The 19,946-nt window shown below is 44.3% G+C and carries 13 protein-coding genes; 4 read left to right on the forward strand and 9 right to left on the reverse strand.

Translation table 11 applies throughout. The features are described 5' to 3' along the window. Positions 1-7: 7 nt before the first annotated feature. Positions 8-1,276 (reverse strand): fumarylacetoacetase, encoded by a 1,269-nt coding sequence (gene fahA, locus ACL8WY_RS03880; protein WP_436517105.1) that lies wholly within the window; start codon positions 1,274-1,276, stop codon positions 8-10. Between the two features lie 123 nt (positions 1,277-1,399). On the opposite strand from fahA, the gene ACL8WY_RS03885 reads away from it, so the two are divergent. Then, the gene (locus tag ACL8WY_RS03885) at positions 1,400-4,066 is read left to right on the forward strand and encodes a valine--tRNA ligase (protein ID WP_436517106.1); all 2,667 of its coding nucleotides are present in this window, start codon (positions 1,400-1,402) and stop codon (positions 4,064-4,066) included. Between the two features lie 165 nt (positions 4,067-4,231). Here the strand turns inward: ACL8WY_RS03885 and ACL8WY_RS03890 are convergent, their stop codons facing one another. The 8 genes from ACL8WY_RS03890 to ACL8WY_RS03925 form a co-directional block, all read right to left on the reverse strand. Further along, positions 4,232-4,507 (reverse strand): hypothetical protein, encoded by a 276-nt coding sequence (locus ACL8WY_RS03890; protein ID WP_436517107.1) that lies wholly within the window; start codon positions 4,505-4,507, stop codon positions 4,232-4,234. A gap of 1,352 nt (positions 4,508-5,859) precedes the next feature. Then, positions 5,860-9,390 carry a LamG-like jellyroll fold domain-containing protein gene (locus ACL8WY_RS03895; protein WP_436517108.1) on the reverse strand — a complete coding sequence of 1,177 codons (3,531 nt, stop codon included), beginning with the start codon at positions 9,388-9,390 and terminating at the stop codon, positions 5,860-5,862. Between the two features lie 108 nt (positions 9,391-9,498). After that, positions 9,499-10,245: a LytR/AlgR family response regulator transcription factor gene (locus ACL8WY_RS03900; protein ID WP_436517109.1), complete on the reverse strand. Its 747-nt coding sequence runs from the start codon at positions 10,243-10,245 to the stop codon at positions 9,499-9,501. Continuing rightward, a complete protein-coding gene (locus ACL8WY_RS03905) occupies positions 10,245-12,023 on the reverse strand; it encodes a tetratricopeptide repeat-containing sensor histidine kinase (protein ID WP_436517110.1) in 1,779 nt (592 codons plus the stop codon). The genes ACL8WY_RS03900 and ACL8WY_RS03905 overlap by 1 nt, the downstream gene beginning before the upstream one ends. Before the next feature lie 75 nt (positions 12,024-12,098). After that, a complete protein-coding gene (locus ACL8WY_RS03910) occupies positions 12,099-14,078 on the reverse strand; it encodes a methyl-accepting chemotaxis protein (protein WP_436517111.1) in 1,980 nt (659 codons plus the stop codon). A 128-nt stretch (positions 14,079-14,206) separates the two neighbouring features. After that, positions 14,207-15,433 (reverse strand): alanine dehydrogenase, encoded by a 1,227-nt coding sequence (locus tag ACL8WY_RS03915; protein WP_436517112.1) that lies wholly within the window; start codon positions 15,431-15,433, stop codon positions 14,207-14,209. Then, positions 15,417-15,848, reverse strand: a complete 432-nt coding sequence (gene tsaE, locus ACL8WY_RS03920) for a tRNA (adenosine(37)-N6)-threonylcarbamoyltransferase complex ATPase subunit type 1 TsaE (protein ID WP_436517113.1) — start codon at positions 15,846-15,848, stop codon at positions 15,417-15,419. Before tsaE ends, ACL8WY_RS03915 begins: the two co-directional genes overlap by 17 nt. Continuing rightward, positions 15,845-17,395, reverse strand: coding sequence for a PglZ domain-containing protein (locus ACL8WY_RS03925; RefSeq protein WP_436517114.1), 1,551 nt, complete (start codon positions 17,393-17,395; stop codon positions 15,845-15,847). Before ACL8WY_RS03925 ends, tsaE begins: the two co-directional genes overlap by 4 nt. Before the next feature lie 45 nt (positions 17,396-17,440). Between ACL8WY_RS03925 and ACL8WY_RS03930 the strand changes: the two genes are divergently transcribed. From ACL8WY_RS03930 to ACL8WY_RS03940, 3 genes are all read left to right on the forward strand, one after another. Further along, positions 17,441-18,673 (forward strand): HD domain-containing protein, encoded by a 1,233-nt coding sequence (locus ACL8WY_RS03930; protein ID WP_436517115.1) that lies wholly within the window; start codon positions 17,441-17,443, stop codon positions 18,671-18,673. Positions 18,674-18,675: 2 nt separating this feature from the next. Next, positions 18,676-19,254: an ABC transporter ATP-binding protein gene (locus ACL8WY_RS03935; RefSeq protein ID WP_436517116.1), complete on the forward strand. Its 579-nt coding sequence runs from the start codon at positions 18,676-18,678 to the stop codon at positions 19,252-19,254. Positions 19,255-19,384: 130 nt separating this feature from the next. Next, entirely contained in the window at positions 19,385-19,855 is a 471-nt protein-coding gene (locus tag ACL8WY_RS03940; RefSeq protein WP_436517117.1) for a hypothetical protein, read from the forward strand. Positions 19,856-19,946 lie beyond the last annotated feature (91 nt).

Here is a 19,946-nt window from a genome sequence, read left to right on the forward strand (position 1 = left end):
TTATATCTTATTTCGCCGGCAACACTTTCGTACTCACCTCTCCAAAACCAATTCGAACACCATTCTGTTCGCCATGTCCTCGCATGATTACTGTATCTCCATCCTGAATGAACTTTCGTTCACTGCCATCAGGCATAGTTACCGGCTTGCTTCCTCTCCATGAAATTTCCAACATGGACCCAAACTGGCTTGAGTCGGGCCCGGAGATGGTTCCGCTTCCGTACATGTCTCCGGTATTGATGTTACATCCATTCACTGTTTGGTGCGCCAGCTGCTGCGCCATGTTCCAATACATATACTTAAAGTTTGAGTTGCCAACCACTTTCTCTTCCGAACCATCGGGCTGGATTGCTACCTCCAGGTTGATGTCGAAATGCTTGTTTCCTTCATATTGCAAATAAGGAAGCACAGGTGGATCTTGTTTCGGCCCCGGAATTCTAAAGGGCTCCAACGCATCCAGTGTTACAATCCACGGGGAAATACACGAAGCAAAATTCTTAGCTAAAAATGGTCCTAGAGGTACATATTCCCACTTCTGAATGTCTCTTGCTGACCAATCATTGAAAAGCACCATTCCGAAAATATGGTCTTCTGCTTTTTCAATAGGAATGGACTCTCCAAGTTCATTTGAACCACACGTGATGAAGGCCGTCTCCAATTCAAAGTCCAACAGCTTGCAGGGACCGAATACCGGTGGCTCATCATCGTTAGGTCTTTGCTGGCCTTTTGGTCGATGAATCGGCACACCCGACTCGATGATGGAAGAAGATCGACCGTGATAGCCCACGGGAATGTGTTTCCAGTTGGGCATGAGTGCATTGTCCGGATCTCTGAACATGCAACCCACATTGTAGGCATGCTGCTCGCTGGAATAGAAATCAGTGTAATCGCCGATCCGTACCGGGAGACACATTTTCACTTTATCCTGATCAAATAGTATCGAACCGAGGGCATAATGACTCTTCAATTCATCATTTCCTTCCTGAAGCAATTCCGAAATTCGATTGCGAACCGATCGTCCCATTGGCTTTCCCAGATTCAGAAAATTGTTCAGCACTTCTTTATCAAAAATACCTTCAGGCAATCCAAGTCCTTCCAGTAAACCGTGCTCTTGCAATCCGGCTAAGCTCACTACTTTCTCACCTATAGCTACTGCAGCGCGTTTTTTACCACTTTCTTTGAAAATACCGAACGGTAAGTTTTGGATTGGGAAGTCAGAATTGGCAGGTACTTCTACCCATGATTTTAGGTTGGGATTATTTGCTGGTATTTCCATTTTGATTTTTTTATTCTGTTACTGCAAATATGCACGTCATAATTACATCCACAAAGAGGTAAAGAAGCAAGAGAGCTACTAACTTTGCCGCTTCAAAATTTTTAAAGAGACGAAAGAGCACTCATGAGCATTTCCGCACAATACGACCCGACCAAAGTAGAGGACAAATGGTACCAGTACTGGATGGATCAAAACTTCTTTCATGCCACACCTAAAACCGGCAAAGAAGCATACACCATCGTGATCCCTCCTCCCAACGTCACGGGTGTCCTGCACATGGGGCATATGCTCAACAATACCATTCAGGACATCCTCACCAGGAAGGCCCGCATGGAAGGCAAAGAAGCGTGCTGGGTTCCGGGCACAGATCATGCTTCCATCGCTACTGAAGCTAAGGTGGTACGTATGCTGCGTGAGCAAGGCATCAAAAAATCCGATCTCTCTCGAGAGGAATTCATGAAGCACGCCTGGGAATGGAAAGAGAAATATGGCGGCATCATCCTGGAGCAACTGAAGAAACTGGGTGCCTCCTGTGATTGGGAACGTACCAGCTTTACTATGGATCCGAATTACCAAGATGCGGTAATCAAGCAGTTTGTGGACCTGTATAAGAAAGGCTACATCTATCGAGGCTTGCGCATGGTCAACTGGGATACAGAAGCACAAACCACCATTTCTAACGAAGAGGTGATCTACAAGGAAGATGGCGAGCAAGCGGTTCTTTATCATGTAAAGTATCAGATCAAAGACTCGGATGAATTCGTGACCATCGCTACCCAGCGACCGGAGACCATCATGGGCGACACAGGTATTGCGGTAAATCCAAGTGATGATCGATTCAAGCATTTGATTGGTAAGAAAGCCTTGGTGCCGTTCATCAATCGGGAGATTCCAATTATCGGAGATGACTATGTAGAATTGGATTTTGGTACGGGCTGCCTGAAAGTGACGCCTGCGCACGATCCAAATGATTATGAAATCGGTCAGCGACACAGCCTGGAAACAGTTGATACCATCAACCTGGACGGTACGCTAAACGAGAAGTGTGAGATTGATAAGTACGTAGGTGAAGATCGATTCAAGGTGCGAAAGATGATCGTGAAAGATCTGAAGGCTGATGAAATCCTAGTGAAAGAAGAAGAATTCATCACGAAGATTGGTCGTTCTGAGCGAACCAACTCAGTAGTGGAGCCTAAGCTCTCCTTGCAGTGGTTTATTAAAATGAAGGACATTTCCAGAACGGCACACAAAGCGGTGATGGATGATGAAATCCAGTTGTTCCCGGCAAAGTTCAAGAACACGTACAATCACTGGATGGAGAATGTACGCGACTGGTGTATCTCCCGTCAGCTATGGTGGGGTCAGCGAATTCCCGCCTACTATTATGGTGAAGGTGAAGACGACTTTGTCGTAGCTCACAACATCGAAGAAGCTATTGAGGCAGCCAGAAGAGCAACCCGGAACAGCAGCTTATCTGCGGACGACCTGAGACAAGACGAAGATGTGTTGGATACGTGGGCGTCTTCCAACTTGTGGCCGATTGCCGTATTCGACGGGTTCAATGATAAGTGCTTTGATAAGGAAACAGGGAAAATTGACAAGAGTAAGAATGAAGATCTAAACTTCTTCTATCCTACGCAGACATTGGTGACTGCTCCTGAGATTCTTTTCTTCTGGGTGGCCAGAATGGTGATTGCAGGATACGAGTACCTGGATGAGAAACCTTTTGAGAATGTATACCTCACAGGAATCGTACGCGACAAGCAGCGACGCAAGATGTCCAAGTCATTGGGCAACTCTCCCGATCCTTTGGACCTGATTAGGCAGTTTGGTGCAGATGGTGTGCGAACGGGCATGCTCTTTAGTTCGCCGGCTGGTAACGACCTATTGTTTGATGAAAAGCTTGTCGAGCAAGGACGTAACTTCTCTAACAAAATCTGGAACGCGTTCCGACTGGTAAAAGGGTGGGAAACGACAGACACGGCACAACCTGGAGTGAATGCGCAAGCCATTACCTGGTTTGAAAACAAGCTCAACAAAGCGTTGACAGAACTGGAAGATCACTTCTCTAAGTTCAGAATGTCTGATGCCCTGATGACGGCTTATAAGCTGATCTGGAATGACTTCTGCAGCTGGTATCTGGAGTGGATCAAGCCAGAGTATGGAAAGCCGATCGATAAGCAAACGCATACTGCGACTATCGAGCTGTTTGAAAAAGTATTGAAGTTGCTTCACCCGTTCATGCCGTTCATTACGGAAGAGCTGTGGCATGAGCTGAAAGACCGAAAAGAGGGTGAAGCGATCATTGTGGCTGAGTGGCCAAAAGCGAAAAGCTTTGATGAGTCGGTGCTAAAAGAAGCTAATCTCTTGTTTGAGATTACTTCCGGCGTTCGAAACATCCGAAACTCCAAAGGCATCTCGCCCAAGCAAAGCTTGGATTTATTCACTAGATCAAATGCTATGGATAAGGTAGGAGACGCATTGACAAAACTCAGCAACCTCTCAAGTATCCAAAACGCCGACAAGCCGGAGAATGCATTCAGCTTTGTCATAGGTTCGGAAGAGTTCTTCATTCCTGCGTCGGAAAATATTGACGTTGAGGCGGAGAAGAAGAAGATCGAGGAAGAGCTGAACTATACTCGTGGCTTCATGAAGTCGGTAGAGAAGAAGCTATCCAACGAGAAGTTTGTGAATGGCGCCCCAGAGCAGGTAGTAGCTATGGAGCGTAAGAAGCTCGCCGATGCAGAAGCAAAGGTGAAGACGCTGGAGGAGAGTTTGGGGAGTCTTTAGTGGCTAGTGATTGGTTGATTGGTAACTGGTTAATTAGTGATTAGTTGATTGGTTACTAGTTAAAAGGTGGCTTTTCATAAAACCAAAGTAAAATCACTCCTCGTATGTCATTCCTGATGCAACGCAGTGGAAATCAGGAATCTTTGGCTTAAAAGATGCTGCCATCTAATTGGCGGTATCATTAAGTATGTTAACGGCACTGTCTCCAAAGTTGTGGGTATCATCTTCCGCCTTGTCCGCAGGACTCTCCCTGTTCAGGTTATTGTTCTCCGTGTTCAGGTTATGATCTTCCGCATTGAGGTTACTATCCTCCCAGTCGAGGGCATTGTATTCCGCATTGAGGTTACTATCCTCCCAGTCGAGGGCATTGTATTCCGCATTGAGAGTATTGTCCTCCGTGTTCAGGTTATCATCCTCCATGTTGAGGTTATGATCTTCCATGTTGAGGGTATCATCATCCCGATTGAGGTTGGTATCGCGCGTGCATGGGGTATGATTGTCCCACCCGCGAGTATGGACATCCGTGTTTGGGTTGCTCTTTGCTTACTTAGCTACTTGTCTGAAAAGGATGTGGTGTATCCCTCTGATGAGATGGTCAGGCATGTGTATTATTTGCTGTGATTAGTTAATTGGTGGATCAGTGAAAGCACACTGGAAGATGCCGGATCGGGGTCCGGCATGACAGCAGAAAGCTTGGCATGACAGAAGCGATATCAGGATGTCATTCCGAGGGACGAAGAATCTTTGGCTCCTTACTTTCTACTCTCACTTTTTGTCTTGATACAAAAAGTTGCAAAAAAATCAAGGCTGATTCATAAATGACTAAAAAAGGATTCGGAAAGCTAAAATCCATGAAACTCGCTACGCTCAAACAGTCATGTATTTTTTAACGCTTAACCTCTCCTTTTTCTTAACGTCATTTTTGAATAGGCCATGACCTAACTATTATTAATGCTACTCCCAACTAGCGCGGAAGTTACTTCCGTGTATAATGAAGATGCTGGATCAAGTCCGGCATGACAGAGCGATGAGAGCAGATACTTCTTGTCTACGTCGCGGGCAGGTTCGCACAGCGGCCCTGTTAAGGGAGGCGGGTAAGCTGGATTGATTTTGAGAAGTACTTTTTGTTTCTTTTTGGCCCTTCAAAAAGAAAAGAGGAAGATTGCTGTATTCATAAATTGTAGTTTAATCTTCGATTTTAACAAGGGATTTTTGATACCGACACGCGTAGTGTTTTGGTGTCAAAAAGTAGAGTAAAGAAGAAACGTTAAGGAAGATGCCAGATCGGGGTCCGGCATGACAGCAGAAAGCTTGGCATGACAGAAGCGATATCAGGATGTCATTCCGAGGGACGAAGAATCTTTGGCTCCTTACTTTCTACTCTCACTTTTTGTCTTGATACAAAAAGTTGCAAAAAAATCAAGGCTGATTCATAAATGACTAAAAAAGGATTCGGAAAGCTAAAATCCATGAAACTCGCTACGCTCAAACAGTCATGTATTTTTTAACGCTTAACCTCTCCTTTTTCTTAACGTCATTTTTGAATAGGCCATGACCTAACTATTATTAATGCTACTCCCAACTAGCGCGGAAGTTACTTCCGTGTATAATGAAGATGCCGGATCAAGTCCGGCATGACATCAATGAGATTCCGGTATTTCTCATTCTTCGAAGACCGGAATGACGTACTCATTTTATTCCTGCCTGACGTGTAAACTGTGTCTATGACACCAAAAAAGCGACCCTCCTCGAGGGTCGCCTATGCAAAACCGCCATTAGTCTTGCTGCCTTAGTTAATTCTTAATGATCCGGTGAGTTGTCTTTTCTCCTTTTCTATTCCATAGCTGGAGTATGTAATTGCCGGGTGTCAGGCTGGACACATCCATCGTAGCTGCTTCTTCTACCAATTGGAGCTCTTTTCCATCGATCGAGAGCAGTCGCATGGTTGCTACCTCCACTCCTTTTACCTGTAGATGGTTCATCACCGGATTTGGATAGATGGTGAGCACTTCATTTCCTACACTCAGCACCGACTCAACCGTCAGCGTCCCGTGGACTAATGTCAGCTCATAAAAATCATCCGATCCTCCCTCAAGCACGATGGCATACTTGCCCACAGCACTGGCAGCAGTCGCAGTTGTGCTGATGGTTGGAGCAGCATCCAGTACCGAGGCGTCTTCATCCAGCTTGAAGCCTGAATAGGTCACGGTCAGTTCAGGAATGCTTTCTCCCTCCTGAATCGACAGATCATCAGCAGTCACCGTCAAGGGAGATTTTACCACGCTGAACTGCCGGGTCACTGCCGCAGCTGGGTTGAAATCGTCATCACCACCCTGGTTTGCCACCACTTCATAGTCTCCAATTCCCTCGATGGTCAATATACCATTGTCGAGTGTTCCTTCGCCAGCAGTTAGTTGATAAGCTATCGCAAGGTTGCTAGAGGCGGTCGCATCCAAGGTGAGCTGATCGCCGTACTGCTGCTCACCAATGGCCCCAAATGTGATGGTTTGGTTGGTTTTTCGGCTATCTGTTGCGGTAAAAGAGACGATTACTGCCTCTGCCGGCACATACGTATCATCTCCGGGCTGACGGGCTTCTACTTCAAAAAATCCGGTCTGATTGATGGTGAGTACATTATTCGCAAGGGAGCCGTCACCGGATAGCAGCTCAAACTGCACGGCTAATCCTGAAGTGGCTGTCGCTGACAGATTCACCGTGCTTTGAGATGCCACGTCCACCTCCGCGATCGGGTTGAAGGTGATGGTTTGTGGGGATTTCGCGACTGTCACCGTGAAGGTATTCGTCACTTCTCCTCCTGTGTTATCTGCAAGCGTGACACTTATATCTGTCGCTCCGGCCGTGGCAGTCGGTGCAAAGGTCAGTTGGGAGCCGATCAGTGAGGTGGAAACCACCGCATTGTTTGTTTCAATGATGTAGACCAGATTCTGATCGAAATCCGGGTCAAAGAAATAATCATCCAGATCGATTTCAACCGCCGCGTCACTAAGTGTCAATGCATAATCAGCAATGGGCTGAGTAATGGTTGGCACCACATTGTCGGTGAGTGTATAGGAAATCCCGGTTTCAATCTGATTGATGTTAGTGATCGGATAATTATCCGCAAAAACTTCATCATCGCTAAAACTCATGACCCATTCATTGGTAGAGTTTTCAGCTTCATGAAAAATGGCTTGTCCTTCAAATGTCAACGTGGCTGATCTCCCGTTCGGGCCTACGGTCAATACGGGATTCAGCCCGGTAAAAAGGTTTTCGAGGATTGGTCCAAACGGCCCATTGCCAACTACCACCGGAAAGTATGCATCGTATAGGCCGCTATTGACGATGCTTCCGGGATCATTAAACTTATTCCCTGCAATGGTGATTTCCATGCTTCCGGAGATTCTTCCTCCATTGCCTGCCGTTTCGATGAATCCCCCGGTTGTAGAAGAAAAGGTTAACTCACCCGGTGCCCGATAGAAAAAGGCGTTGCCTTCAAGGGTGCCATTGAAATTGTTGGTGCCATTATCGTGAGCAGTAGTCCCCACGATTTCGTCAAAATGCCATACGGCACCCAGATCGGTCGTGCTTCCCGGTAGTCGTATATCTTTTGAGGCATTGATCTCTGAGCCCGTCAGTTGCTTGGTCCAGATGCGCAATTCATCAAACGAGCCATCGAATGGTGCCCAAAAGCTGTCCGGACTCAAGCCAATTCGGAGTGGTTCATCAGAAATGGTCACATTGGTGACCGACTGAGTATCCTTAAGCTCACCATCTACAAAAAGCTGGTTTTCCCCATCCCAGTTATACACCAACGCCACGTGATGCCACTCTCCATCCAGCAGGTTTTCAGTATCAGAAAGGTTGACCGCAACCCCACCCTGCTTGATTTGTACAAAGAGATTGGAAGCCGTATGTACAAAATTGAACCCATTATTAGAGCCGGACTGATTGTGCCTGTTCAGTATGGAATACGATTGGCCAGAAGGAGGAGCATCCTGTCCTTTGAATCTGAATTCGATGGTTCCGGTGGAGTTATCAAGCAGGCTTTCATTGATCTCTACATAATCGTCACTAGTCGATTGCCTCAGGAACAGTTCATTTCCAAAGCCATCTTTGACGGAAATAACATCCGTTGCGCTCGCCTCGATCACGCCATCCTTTCTGGCCTCCACGGTGTATTCATACATGTGGCTGTATCTCGTATTTGTATCTGTAAAGCTGTTGGCTGTGGGTGGTAGCGACCAAAGATCTTCATAAGGCGGATAAGGATCTAATCGTGTCCGCCTAATCACGAATTGATCGATCGTGCCTGGCGACTGTATGTCCCAGTTCAGCACCACTTCCCCATCGTGATATGAACCGTAAACCGTACCCGATCCTACTGCAGAACCCGAGCTCACGCCTCCCTCCCTGGTCAGGTTCCAATGATCAGGCCCGGAATCATAAGCTTCTGTTACTCCTTCAGGCTCATTAAACCTCCAGTGATTGCGCAGCGTGTTGTCTTCCCATATTTTGACATTATCAATCGCTCCTTTCAAATACGTGGTTTGGGCGTTGGACTGTCCACCAAGGATGAGCCGCTGACTCCCTGTGAAATTGACAAACCTGTCATTGTTGAAATCATATTGCATGCCATCTACAACTGCTATAGAATTGAGCACGCCGATTCCTGAAATCTCGATACTATGCCAATGACCATCTGCTATATCGTTGGCTTCTACCCGAAAGGTACGTATTGATTGTGTTGCAAGGTCATTCTTAATCAGGTCCAATATCAGGTTGGATTCACTGTGATATACCCGAATCGTGTTGTAATTATTCGATGCCCCATCTACTTTATTGTTGATCCTGAATATTTCAATGGCTTGGCCGTCAGCAGGTTCATCTATTCGAACCTTGAACTCCACTTTTGTGATGTCACTCAGAAAATCGCTGTAATCCCTGAAAATACGATCATCCACCCCATCAAATACGGCATGCGATCCACTTCCTTGTATAGGTACGGCCGCATCCACAATAGAAAATTGACTTTCTGTGACGGTATTTTCGTCCCTCACTTTTACCCGGTAGTAGTAAAGCGTTCCATTGCTTACCTGTGTGTCGTCCCATTCGTAATCGAATCCTCCCACCTGAACCGTGGCGTAGAGGCTTTGTGGTGGATTATCCGATCCACGATAAATATCCACATGGGTAGGATTGGCAATGCTTCCTCCATTTCCTGTTAAGGTCACTTGACCATTACCCGGAGTGAGATGAAAAGAGGGTTGTGCGTGTACCGATGAGAGCATACTCAGCAGTACAATTAGTGTGATTAACTTTTTCATGGCAGCTTAACTTTTGATTTTGAATCGAAGCTAGAGGCCGCCGTAAGGCATTTCAATTATGAGTGACGAGCGTCAGATTTTTGTATGCGAAGGTGAAAAATTGCGTGATCAGCTCATCTTGCGAATCATGGCGAAAAGCTCGTCCCGATGATTCTTACCTAATGGAATCTCAATACCATTGATGAGTACGCTTTGATTATTTACAGCTTCTATTGCATCCAGGTTAATCACGTATGATCGATGTGCTCTGAAGAATTGTGGTTTTGGGAGCTGCTCATGTAAGTCCTTGAGAGGTATCCTTACCAGGGATTTTTTTTCCTTCTTCATATGAACCTCTGTGTAGTTCCCATCTGAGGATAGCCAAAGAATGTCAACGATCAGCACTTTGACATACAGATTTCCTTCTTTGATGAATAGCGAATCTTTGATCAAAACATTCTCCTGACTGCCTTCCAGTTTTTGATCGGTCGTAGCTGTCTTATTTTGAGAATAGTTGACCAGCGCGAGCTCAATTGCAGAGTACAGATCTACTTGCTCAAATGGCTTAATCAGGTAGCCATATGGGTTCATCGCCGTTGCGGATTGGATGGTAGACTTATCACCATGTGAGGTGCAAAAGATGAACGGCGTATGGTGATTGTCCACTATGTATTGGGCCAATTCAAGTCCCAGCTGCTTCACTCCCAGTGTAATGTCAAGCAGAATGATGTCCGGCTGAGTGGCCATGATCAGTCGCTTCGCCTCTTCCGGATCGCCGGTAACTCCACAGACTACATAGCCGGAATCTTCCAGCATGCTGCGCATATCTTCGGCTATGATTAGCTCATCTTCTACAATCAAAATCTTTACATGCATCAGGCAGACATTCTTAAGTCTTTGAAATTAATTTCGAAGCGAGCGCCATTCTCACTGGAGAAATCCATGCTTCCTTTCAGCTGCTTTGTGAGAATATTGACCAATTTAAGACCGAGTGATTTTACGGTAGATAGGTCAAGATTAACCGGCAATCCACTGCCATTGTCTGACACAACGAGTTTTAGATCCTCTTTGGATGTCCGTTCGAGGCTAATCTGAAGTTCTCCTTTTTTCATTTCATTAAACGCATACTTAAAGGAGTTGGAAATAAGCTCATTGAGAATAAGTCCCAATGGAATGGCTGTGTCAATATCTAAACGGATGTCTTTTGCATCGATCGTTTTTTCAAGTTCCAGCCCATCCCGCTTGTATAGCGCCGACAGTTGATCAATTAGCTGTTGGGCATATTCTTCGAAGCTAATCTCCGACAAGTCATCTGTCTGGTAAAGCTTTTGATGAATGAGCGACATGGCTTTGACACGGCTCTGTCCTTCCTTGATTACATCCAGCATCTCAGGATCGTTTGCCTCTCGCGATTGCATGTTGAGCAAGCTTGAAATAACCTGCAGGTTGTTTTTCACTCGATGGTGAATTTCCTTGAGCAGGTATTCTTTTTCCTTGAGGGATTTCGTCTTTATCCGTTGATTTCTAAAAATCAAGGCTGCGATTATCACCAATAAGATCACCCCACCGATCAATGCATTACGCTCATTTGCTTGTTTTGCCAACTCTGCATCTTGCTGGGCGATTTCAGCTTCCCGCTTGTCAATTTCATACTGAGCTTTTACCTGCTCGATCCGACGGATGTTCTTCTCATTATCTACACTGTCCTTATAAACTCTGTACAGTCTTTCATGGTAAAGTGCTTTTGCATAGTCTCCTTTTGCCTCATAGATATCAGCCAGCTTGTTATGTGATTCTTCCACCCTTCTTAAGATCTTCAACTTTTTGGCTTCTTCCAGCGCTTTCATTCGGTACTCGATGGCTTTGTCATAATCGCCAAGTTTGAAGTTATTATCCGCCAGCATGTTGTAGACATATATCTTGCCATCACGATTGTCAATACCTTCAAACATGGCTAAAGATTCCTGTGCCTCTGCCAACGACTGTTTGTATTTGCCCTGCTTGAATAGAATACTGGAAATGTTGCTCTTGGTGTAAGCGACACCCTCTGTGTATCCCATTTGCTCTTTTATCTTCATGGATTCATTGTAGAAGTACAGGCTGGAATCCAGCTGTCCTTTTTGCTGATACACTCCGGCGATATTATTCAGGGTCTTCGAAATACCAATCGAATCATCTACTTGCTCTTTATACTCGATGGACTTCAGGTACATGGGTATTGCATCATCAAACTGCTTTTGCAAAAGATGCATAATCCCATATTCATTGTAAATCATGCCCAGCCATATTGGATCGGGATACTCATCAAAAATGCGCTGTGCCTTCACCAAATATTCGGTAGCTGTAGCAAATTCATTCCTTACAGAATGAGCGATCCCAATTCTTGCGAGAGCATGAGCTTCTCTTATTTTATCTGAAGTATTCTGTGCAATCTCGAGGGATTTGTTACCATAATAAATGGCTGAATCTGTATTCATCATGAGGTAATAATCCGCAATGCGGAGATTGACCTTTGCTTTGATTGTGTCAGCTAAATCCTGGGAAAGGACATTTTTCAAGCTATCTGTTTCAGTCTGACTCTTCGGTCTTTGCGCCTGCAAAAAAACCAAACCGAACGAAAAAATAATGAGTACAGTGGTAAGTAGCCTTAACATGATTTCCCTGGGTTGAAGTATTTCAGCCAAGTACTAATTTATCTCATTTATCACACTTCGATGAAAGACAGGCGTCTAAACCATCAATTCGTCTTCTGATAATTCAGTGGATCGGATGGTCACCATTTCCTTTTCCTTGAGCGAAAACCGCCCGGTTTTGTCGGTTAGATCTTCGGCGATTTGAGAAATGTCATAGGAGAGGTCATGATAGCTCTGCATGATATCAGATACATGCTTTGCAGATGTAGCCGCTTGCTCTGATCCGGCAGCTGTTTCCTCAGAGATCACGACAATTTGTTCGATCAGTGAGACAATCTGCTTGACATCCTGCGTTTGCTTTTGTGTAGATTTTACAATGTCATTCGATATGTCGAAGGTTGTGTTGTAGCTCTTCAGGATTTCGCTAAATGATGTTTGCGCATTGCGTACAGAGCCTTCACTATCTTTCACCACTCCATTCATGTCGGCGATGAATTTACTTGTTTCGGCCGCAGACCTTTGCACGTTCCCCACGAGTTCTTCAATTTCTTTTACCGATTGCTGAGACTGCTCTGCTAATTTTCTAATCTCATCTGAAATTACTGAAAATCCTTTTCCGGCATCCCCGGCCTGTGCTGCTTCTATGGCAGCATTCAAGGCCAATAGGTTTGTTTGAGAGGCAATACTTCGGATGATGCTTAGAATGCCTGATATCTCAGATGAATATTTGGACAGATCGTTGATTGAGGCAGTGCTCTTATCAAAGTACATCAATACATCCTGAAAGCTATCACCTACCTTTTCTATGGTATCCACGCCATTTTTACTTTTCTCTACACCGCTGGACGATGCTCCGTTTATCGATTCTGCCTGCTTGCTAATCTGGCTGGATGAAGTCATGATATTCTCGACCAAACCTGACGTATTGTTTACTTGCATCACCTGGTTTCCGGCTCCTGAGCTAATTTCTGAAATCACCTGTGACATCTCCGTAATCTGCACTGCAACTTGTTCACTATTTTGATTACTGACATGCGCTATGGATTTGATCTTTTCAGCCTGCTCTACAATGTCGGTAATCAGTTCAGAAACGGTATCAAGTGCTTTGTTGAGGTTGGAGGACAATTGCAACACTTCTCCTTTACTATCGATTTGATATCGCTCTTTGAGGTCTCCTGCAGCCAGATGATTGACAATCCGGTCCAACTCCTGAAATGGCTTCAGCAATGATTCGAATAGCGAATTGATAGATTCTCCTAATTTTTTCCATTCTCCGGTATGATCCGATGTATCCATTCTCAAGCTATAATTACCGGAATCCACTACATGGCTAATGATTTTTTCTGTCTCATTTACTGCATTCAGCAGATTAGATTGTTGCTTCTCCAACTCTTCTCGCTGTATATCGGATTCTTCGCTTTTAACTTTCAGCTGTTCCTTTTGCTCCACAATACTTTTCTCAAATTTTTGATTGACAGATACCAGGAGATACAGTTCGAAAAGAATGATGAACGAAGTGGCTGTTGTAGAAATATTATACTTCAAAAATGAAGGGTCCTCAAACGGCAGTTCCGACACAGGCAAACCTAAAAGTGCCTGAATGTCATCAAAGAATAAATAGCTTAAGAATATCCCGATCAAAGAGATGTTGAAAAAGGTTCGTTCCCTTTTGAAATCGAAGATGACGGCCGTTCCCACGATAACAGGCCATAAATGAATCTTCGTAGTTGGAAGTCGCATCATGCCCGGATCAATTCCCTGAGCGATGAATTGTAGGTTGAAATAATAGAACGAAAGTGATAAATACAGTGCCACTCCATAAAGCAGGAACAAGCGTCCATACTTATGAAACCCCATTCTATTCAAAATGAAACTAATGATTGGAACGGGCAAGAGAATGAGCGTCTCTGTTGCAGCTTCCAACACTCCTGAAGCAATCTGAACAAGACTCAATGTGGTAAGTAATGGAATAAGAAATAGAATCAGGCTGTTTGCGTAGAAGATTCTATTCTTGATGATATCCTCCATACCGGAATCTGTTCCAGCATATAGAATTTCTTTTTTAAACCAATTCATATAAGGTGGTCTTAATAATATTTAGATAGTGAGACGCTAAAAAAAGTCAAAGTTTTATTCATCTCCTAGGTATAAGAGAAAATCTTTGTCACTTAATTATCAAATACCGGATTAAGGTAGTTGCCAGTTTAAATCCTGGCTGCCATAAATAGACTGATATCCTTAAAAGCCATATTGAATCGCTTGGCGAGCGCAAGATTGGTAAGACTGCCTTTGTAGGAATAGACACCTTTTTGCAGCCATGGATGTGTATAGATCATCTCATCAAAGCCACCACAATCACCTGCTTCCTGCAGGATTGGAGTGAAAATATTGGAGACTGCTAAAGAGGCTGTTCGAGCCACTCGTGAGGCAATGTTCGGCACGCAGTAGTGCGTCACGTCGTGCTTCACAAAAACAGGTTTCTTATGATTCGTTAGTTCAGACGTTTCAATGCATCCGCCCTGGTCGATACTCACATCAATAATTACCGAGCCGGCCTTCATGTTCATCACCATGTCTTCTGTCACCAGCATCTTGCTGCGGCCTTTTTCAAAACGCACTGCACCTATCAGCACATCCGCTTCTTTTACTTCTTTTCCGAGCAAGGCTTCATCATAGGTCGAAGTATAAATCTCCTGTCCAAGCACGTGTTTCAGCCGTCGCATCTTGTAGATCTGATTGTCGAAGACTCGAACCTCTGCCCCATGACCTAATGCCGCGCGAGCAGCAAATTCTGCGACCGTTCCGGCACCAATAATCACAACCCGCGTGGGTGGCACGCCAGTAATTCCACCTAAAATCACCCCTCTGCCGTCATTGGAACTACTTAAGTATTCGGCTGCTATCACCATCACCGTGCTACCAGCTACTTCGCTCATTGCTCTTACCAACGGAAGTCCGCCTACCTTGTCCTGGATAAATTCGTATCCAATCGCTATCAGCTTTTTCTTGTTGATAGCTTCCAGGTATTCAGCGTTTTGTTTTCCTGCCTGAAATGCCGAGATCAGTGTACTTCCGGGTTTCATCATCTCAATTTCCTTGAGTGTGGGTGGCTCCACTTTGAGCACTACATGACATTGAAAAACCTCTTTGGCACTGTAGGCAATCTTTGCGCCAGCTTCGCTGTATTCCTTATCTGAGAAATTGGCCGAATCGCCTGCGCCCGACTCAATGATCACTTCATGTCCATTCGCTACCAGCACTCCTACTGATGATGGCTTGATCGGCATACGTTTCTCCTGATCCGCCACTTCTTGAGGCACACCTATCTGTAAAGACTGATGCTTTTTTGAAACCTTGGCAGGCGCCTCCTGCGGATATAGGGTCTGCTCCTGTGCCAGCTTTGCAAATCCGGATTTAGACGTTTCGTTCATTAGGTTGAGCTGTTAGTGATCGGGTGTTATCACCTACTAATTTAATGCTTATTTGGAGGTATTCATCAGGTAAAAGCGGTTCAATAATTGCTGGCCACTCCAGCAAACACAGATTTCCCGAAAACAGATAGTCTTCTACACCAATGTCAATAGCCTCCTCAATATCTTCCAATCGATAAAAATCAAAGTGATAAATGTCTTCTTCATTTTCAGTTTGATATTCGTTGACAATGGAAAAAGTAGGTGAGCTCATTTCATCATGCACACCCAATTCTTCGCATATTTTCTTTGTCAAGGTGGTCTTACCGGCACCCATTTCTGCATCAAAGCACCAAACCTTGATGTGTCCGAAATTGCTAATCAGTTTACGAGCCACCTCTTGTAGCTCTTTCTCATTGTAATTGGGAATGGTCATTTGTTTGCCAGCGTAATGAATGGGATCATGATTTCTTCCATGGAAATGCCTCCGTGCTGAAACGTATCCTTGTACATGCGTACGTAGTGATTGAAGTTATTAGGATAGGCAAAAAAGTGATCGTCCTTCGTGAATACATATGCGCTACTCACATGCTCTTTCGGCAGTCCCAGTTTTTCAGGCTCACGGGTGAAAAAGACTGATTTCTCATCAAAAGCCAGATTTCGACCTACTTTATATCTCAAATTGGTATTTGTATTGCGATCTCCTACGATTTTTTGGGCCTTATTCACTCGAATGGTTCCATGATCGGTGGTGATCATAACTTTCACCTTCTTATTCGCCAGTTCCTTCAATGTATCATACAGCGAAGAGTGCGTAAACCATGATCTGGTTAGCGATCTGTAGGCCGACTCGTCCGGAGCAAGCTCACGAATCATCTGCATGTCTGTTCTTGCATGAGAAAGCATATCCACAAAGTTGAAGACGATGGCGTTAAGCTTATTATTCATCAGATTGGGAATATTTTCACTGAGCTGCTTCCCTTCATCTGCACGCAATATTTTGTGATAGCTAAATCGTTCTTTTATCTGATTGCGCGCCATATTGGATTCAAGTAATTCGCTCTCTTTGAGATTTTTTCCTTCATCGGTTTCTTCTCCCACCCAAAGGTCCGGATAGCGTCTCGCGATCTCCAAGGGAGTCAAACCTGCAAAAAGGGCATTCCTTGCATATGAGGTCGTTGTAGGCAAAATGGAGAAGTACATCTCCTCAGAGTCAATACTGAAAAGCTCGGCCACCTCAGGCTCAATCATTTTCCACTGATCGTATCGAAGGTTGTCAATGACAATAAGAAACACTGGCTCTTCTCCTACTTTCGGAAATACCCGATTTTTCAGAAGGTTGTGAGACAGCAGCGGACGCTCAATATCCGGATCCGTGATCCACTCTTCGTAATTGGAGGTGACAAACTCGGAGAAATTTCCATCAGCTTCCACCTTCTGCGCATTTAGTACCTCTACCATGCTGCGATCCTGAGTCTCATCTAGTTCCAGCTCCCAGTAAACCAGCTTACGATAAATCTCCATCCAATCATTGTGATCCTGAGCGTCCATTACACCCATAGAAAGTTGCTGAAAATCCTTCTGATAGCTTTGATTGGTCTTTTCCGAGATGATTCGCTTGTTGTCAAGAATCTTCTTAACAGACAACAAAATCTGATTTGGGTTCAATGGTTTAATCAGGTAATCGGCAATCTTCGCACCAATCGCTTCTTCCATGATCTCCTCAGCTTCATTCTTAGTGATCATCACCACAGGCAGGTTAGGATGCGTTGATTTAATATAGTTCAACGTCTCCAAACCGGACATTCCAGGCATGTTTTCATCCAGAAATACAATGTCAAAATAATTATGGTCAATCTCCTCCAGCGCATCCGCGCCGCTGTTTACCGGAGTGAGTTGATATCCCTTCTGTTCGAGAAATAAAATGTGAGGCTTTAGTAGCTCAATTTCATCGTCCGCCCATAAGATTTTAAATTGCTGCATGAATTCAGTTTTGGCATTGGATTGCTAAGTAAATCACAAACGCTGTTGAACAAAAAGAAAATTCTAAATGATCCGGTTTACGGATTCATCAATATACCGAACGATCTCATTTTTGACATCATTGAGCATCGTTATTTTCAGCGGCTGAGAAGAATCAAGCAGCTTGGGTTGACCGACCTTGTATATCCGGGTGCACTCCATACCCGTTTCCACCACGCGCTTGGCGCCATGGATCTTATGCGAAGAGCTCTGAACGCGCTGCAAGACAAAGGCATTGAAATCTCCGATGATGAGCGACAAGCAAGCATGCTGGCGATTTTGTTGCACGATGTAGGACACGGGCCTTTTTCACATACATTGGAATTTTCCCTGTTTAAGCATGTCCACCATGAGCAAGTCGGCATCTGGATGATGGAGCGCTTGAATAAAGAATTCGATGGAGCGCTTGACTTAACGATTAAAATTTTTAAGGATGAATACCATCGTCCTTTCTTTCATCAGTTGGTGTCTAGCCAGCTAGATATCGACCGCCTCGATTATCTGAAAAGGGATTCATTCTTTACCGGAGTATATGAAGGCTCAATTGGCTCAGAGCGCATTATCAAGATGCTGAATGTTTCCAGCGAGCACCTGGTCGTTGAGGAAAAGGGAATTTACAGTATCGAAAACTTTCTAAGCGCCAGACGACTGATGTATTGGCAAGTGTACCTGCATAAAACAGCCGTGAGTGCAGAAGTAATGCTGATTGAGCTTATCAAGCGAGCAAAAGAACTGACGCAGCAAGGAGTTCAGGTGATGGCCACTCCTGCTCTTCGAATCTTTCTGGAGCAGCACATTACCAAAGCTGACTTTGAAGATGATCCTGATATCCTGGAGGTATACTCCATACTGGATGACAATGACATCTGGGGTTCGATTAAATTTTGGCGAGACCATGAGGACATTGTACTTCGTTCGTTGAGCGATATGCTTCTGGACCGTAAGCTCCTGGGTATTTCGTTTTCCAATGACCCAATCGGTCGCATCGTAACGGACGATTTGATTCAGAAAGTGATGAAACTGTATAACGTCTCTGAGCATGAAGCGGGTTACTTTACAAAGACGGGCTCAGTGAGTAATTCTGCTTACATCGCATCTGGTCAGTCAATCAAGATTCTACGCAAACATGGCGATGTGGTGGATGTAGCAGAAGCTTCGGATCTGCCCAACATTAAAGCGATGAGCAAGATCGTGACCAAGCATTACTTATGTGCTCCAAAAGCACTTTTCAAAGACTGAAGATGATCATTAGAGGAGAAGATATCGGAAAGAAATTTGGCAAAACCTGGATATTCAGACATCAAAACTTTGAAATAAAGTCGGGTAAAGCCACTGTCATTACCGGGAAAAACGGAGCTGGTAAGTCTACGCTTCTTCAAATCATTGCAGGATACTTAACGCCAAGTCAGGGTGTCATGTATGCGGATGAAGAAAAGGTAGATGAACAAAAACATCAAGCCGCTTTCATCGGGCCGTACACGGAGGTGATTGAAGAATTTACTTTGGCAGAGTTTCTTCGTTTCCATCGGAAGTTTAAATCTCCACTGTGTAGCATCGAGGAAATGGCTGACTCAGCATCTCTACCGCTTGATAAACTGATTGGAGATTTTTCCACAGGTATGAAGCAGCGTACCAAGCTTATTACGGCTTTTTTCTTTGAAAACGATGCGATTTTCATGGATGAGCCTACTTCCAACCTAGACGATGAAGGTTTTCAGTGGTGGCAAAATCAACTGGACAGGATTAAAAATAAGCTGATTATAATTGCTTCCAATGATCAGGAGGAAATAAAAAGCTGTAAAAAACAGCTTAATCTTTAAAAAAAAAGGTAGTCAGCGAATAATTTCGTCTGGTTTTTCCTGTTAAGTAGGTAATAAAAGTGAAAAAGTTCTACTTTTGAATTGAACTTATATCTAATTAGACAAAATTTAGATTTTAATTATTTAACACATGAAAAGATTATCAAACTTACTTGCTGCCTTAGTTTTTGCTTCCTTAGTTATATTTATGTCGTGCGGCGGTGGTGGTTCTGATCCGGCTCCTAGTAAAGGTGAAACTCAAGCTGGGAAAATTTCATCCAACTGGAGTGTATCATCCGTTCGGGATCCTGACGGATCAACTAGTGGATGGGATAATTTCACATTAAGGATTTCTGGTACTTCTGAAGGCTCTGACGGTATTTGGGGTGGTGATTACACTGTCACAAATGTTCCTAGTGGGCTTGAGGACGTTTGGAATCCAAGTGGAGGTACGTGGAAATTCAAAAGTGCCTCGAATGTAGGTGTGTTGGTTAGAGATGATGGTGTAGAAATATCTGTTACCTCAAGCGATGATTCTTCGTCTTTGGATTTAGAATTTATAATATCTGGAGCTGGAAGGACTTCTTCTGTCAACGGAGATTGGCTTTTCGAACTAGAATAAAGATTGATACATAAAAAATCGAAAGGGTAGCGAGAGCTACCCTTTTTTTTGTGCCCTATCGATACATGTTTACTAAAAAATCAATCTGACT

Origin of the sequence: Ekhidna algicida (assembly GCF_051379705.1) — a bacterium.
Taxonomy (GTDB): Bacteria; Bacteroidota; Bacteroidia; order Cytophagales; family Cyclobacteriaceae; genus Ekhidna.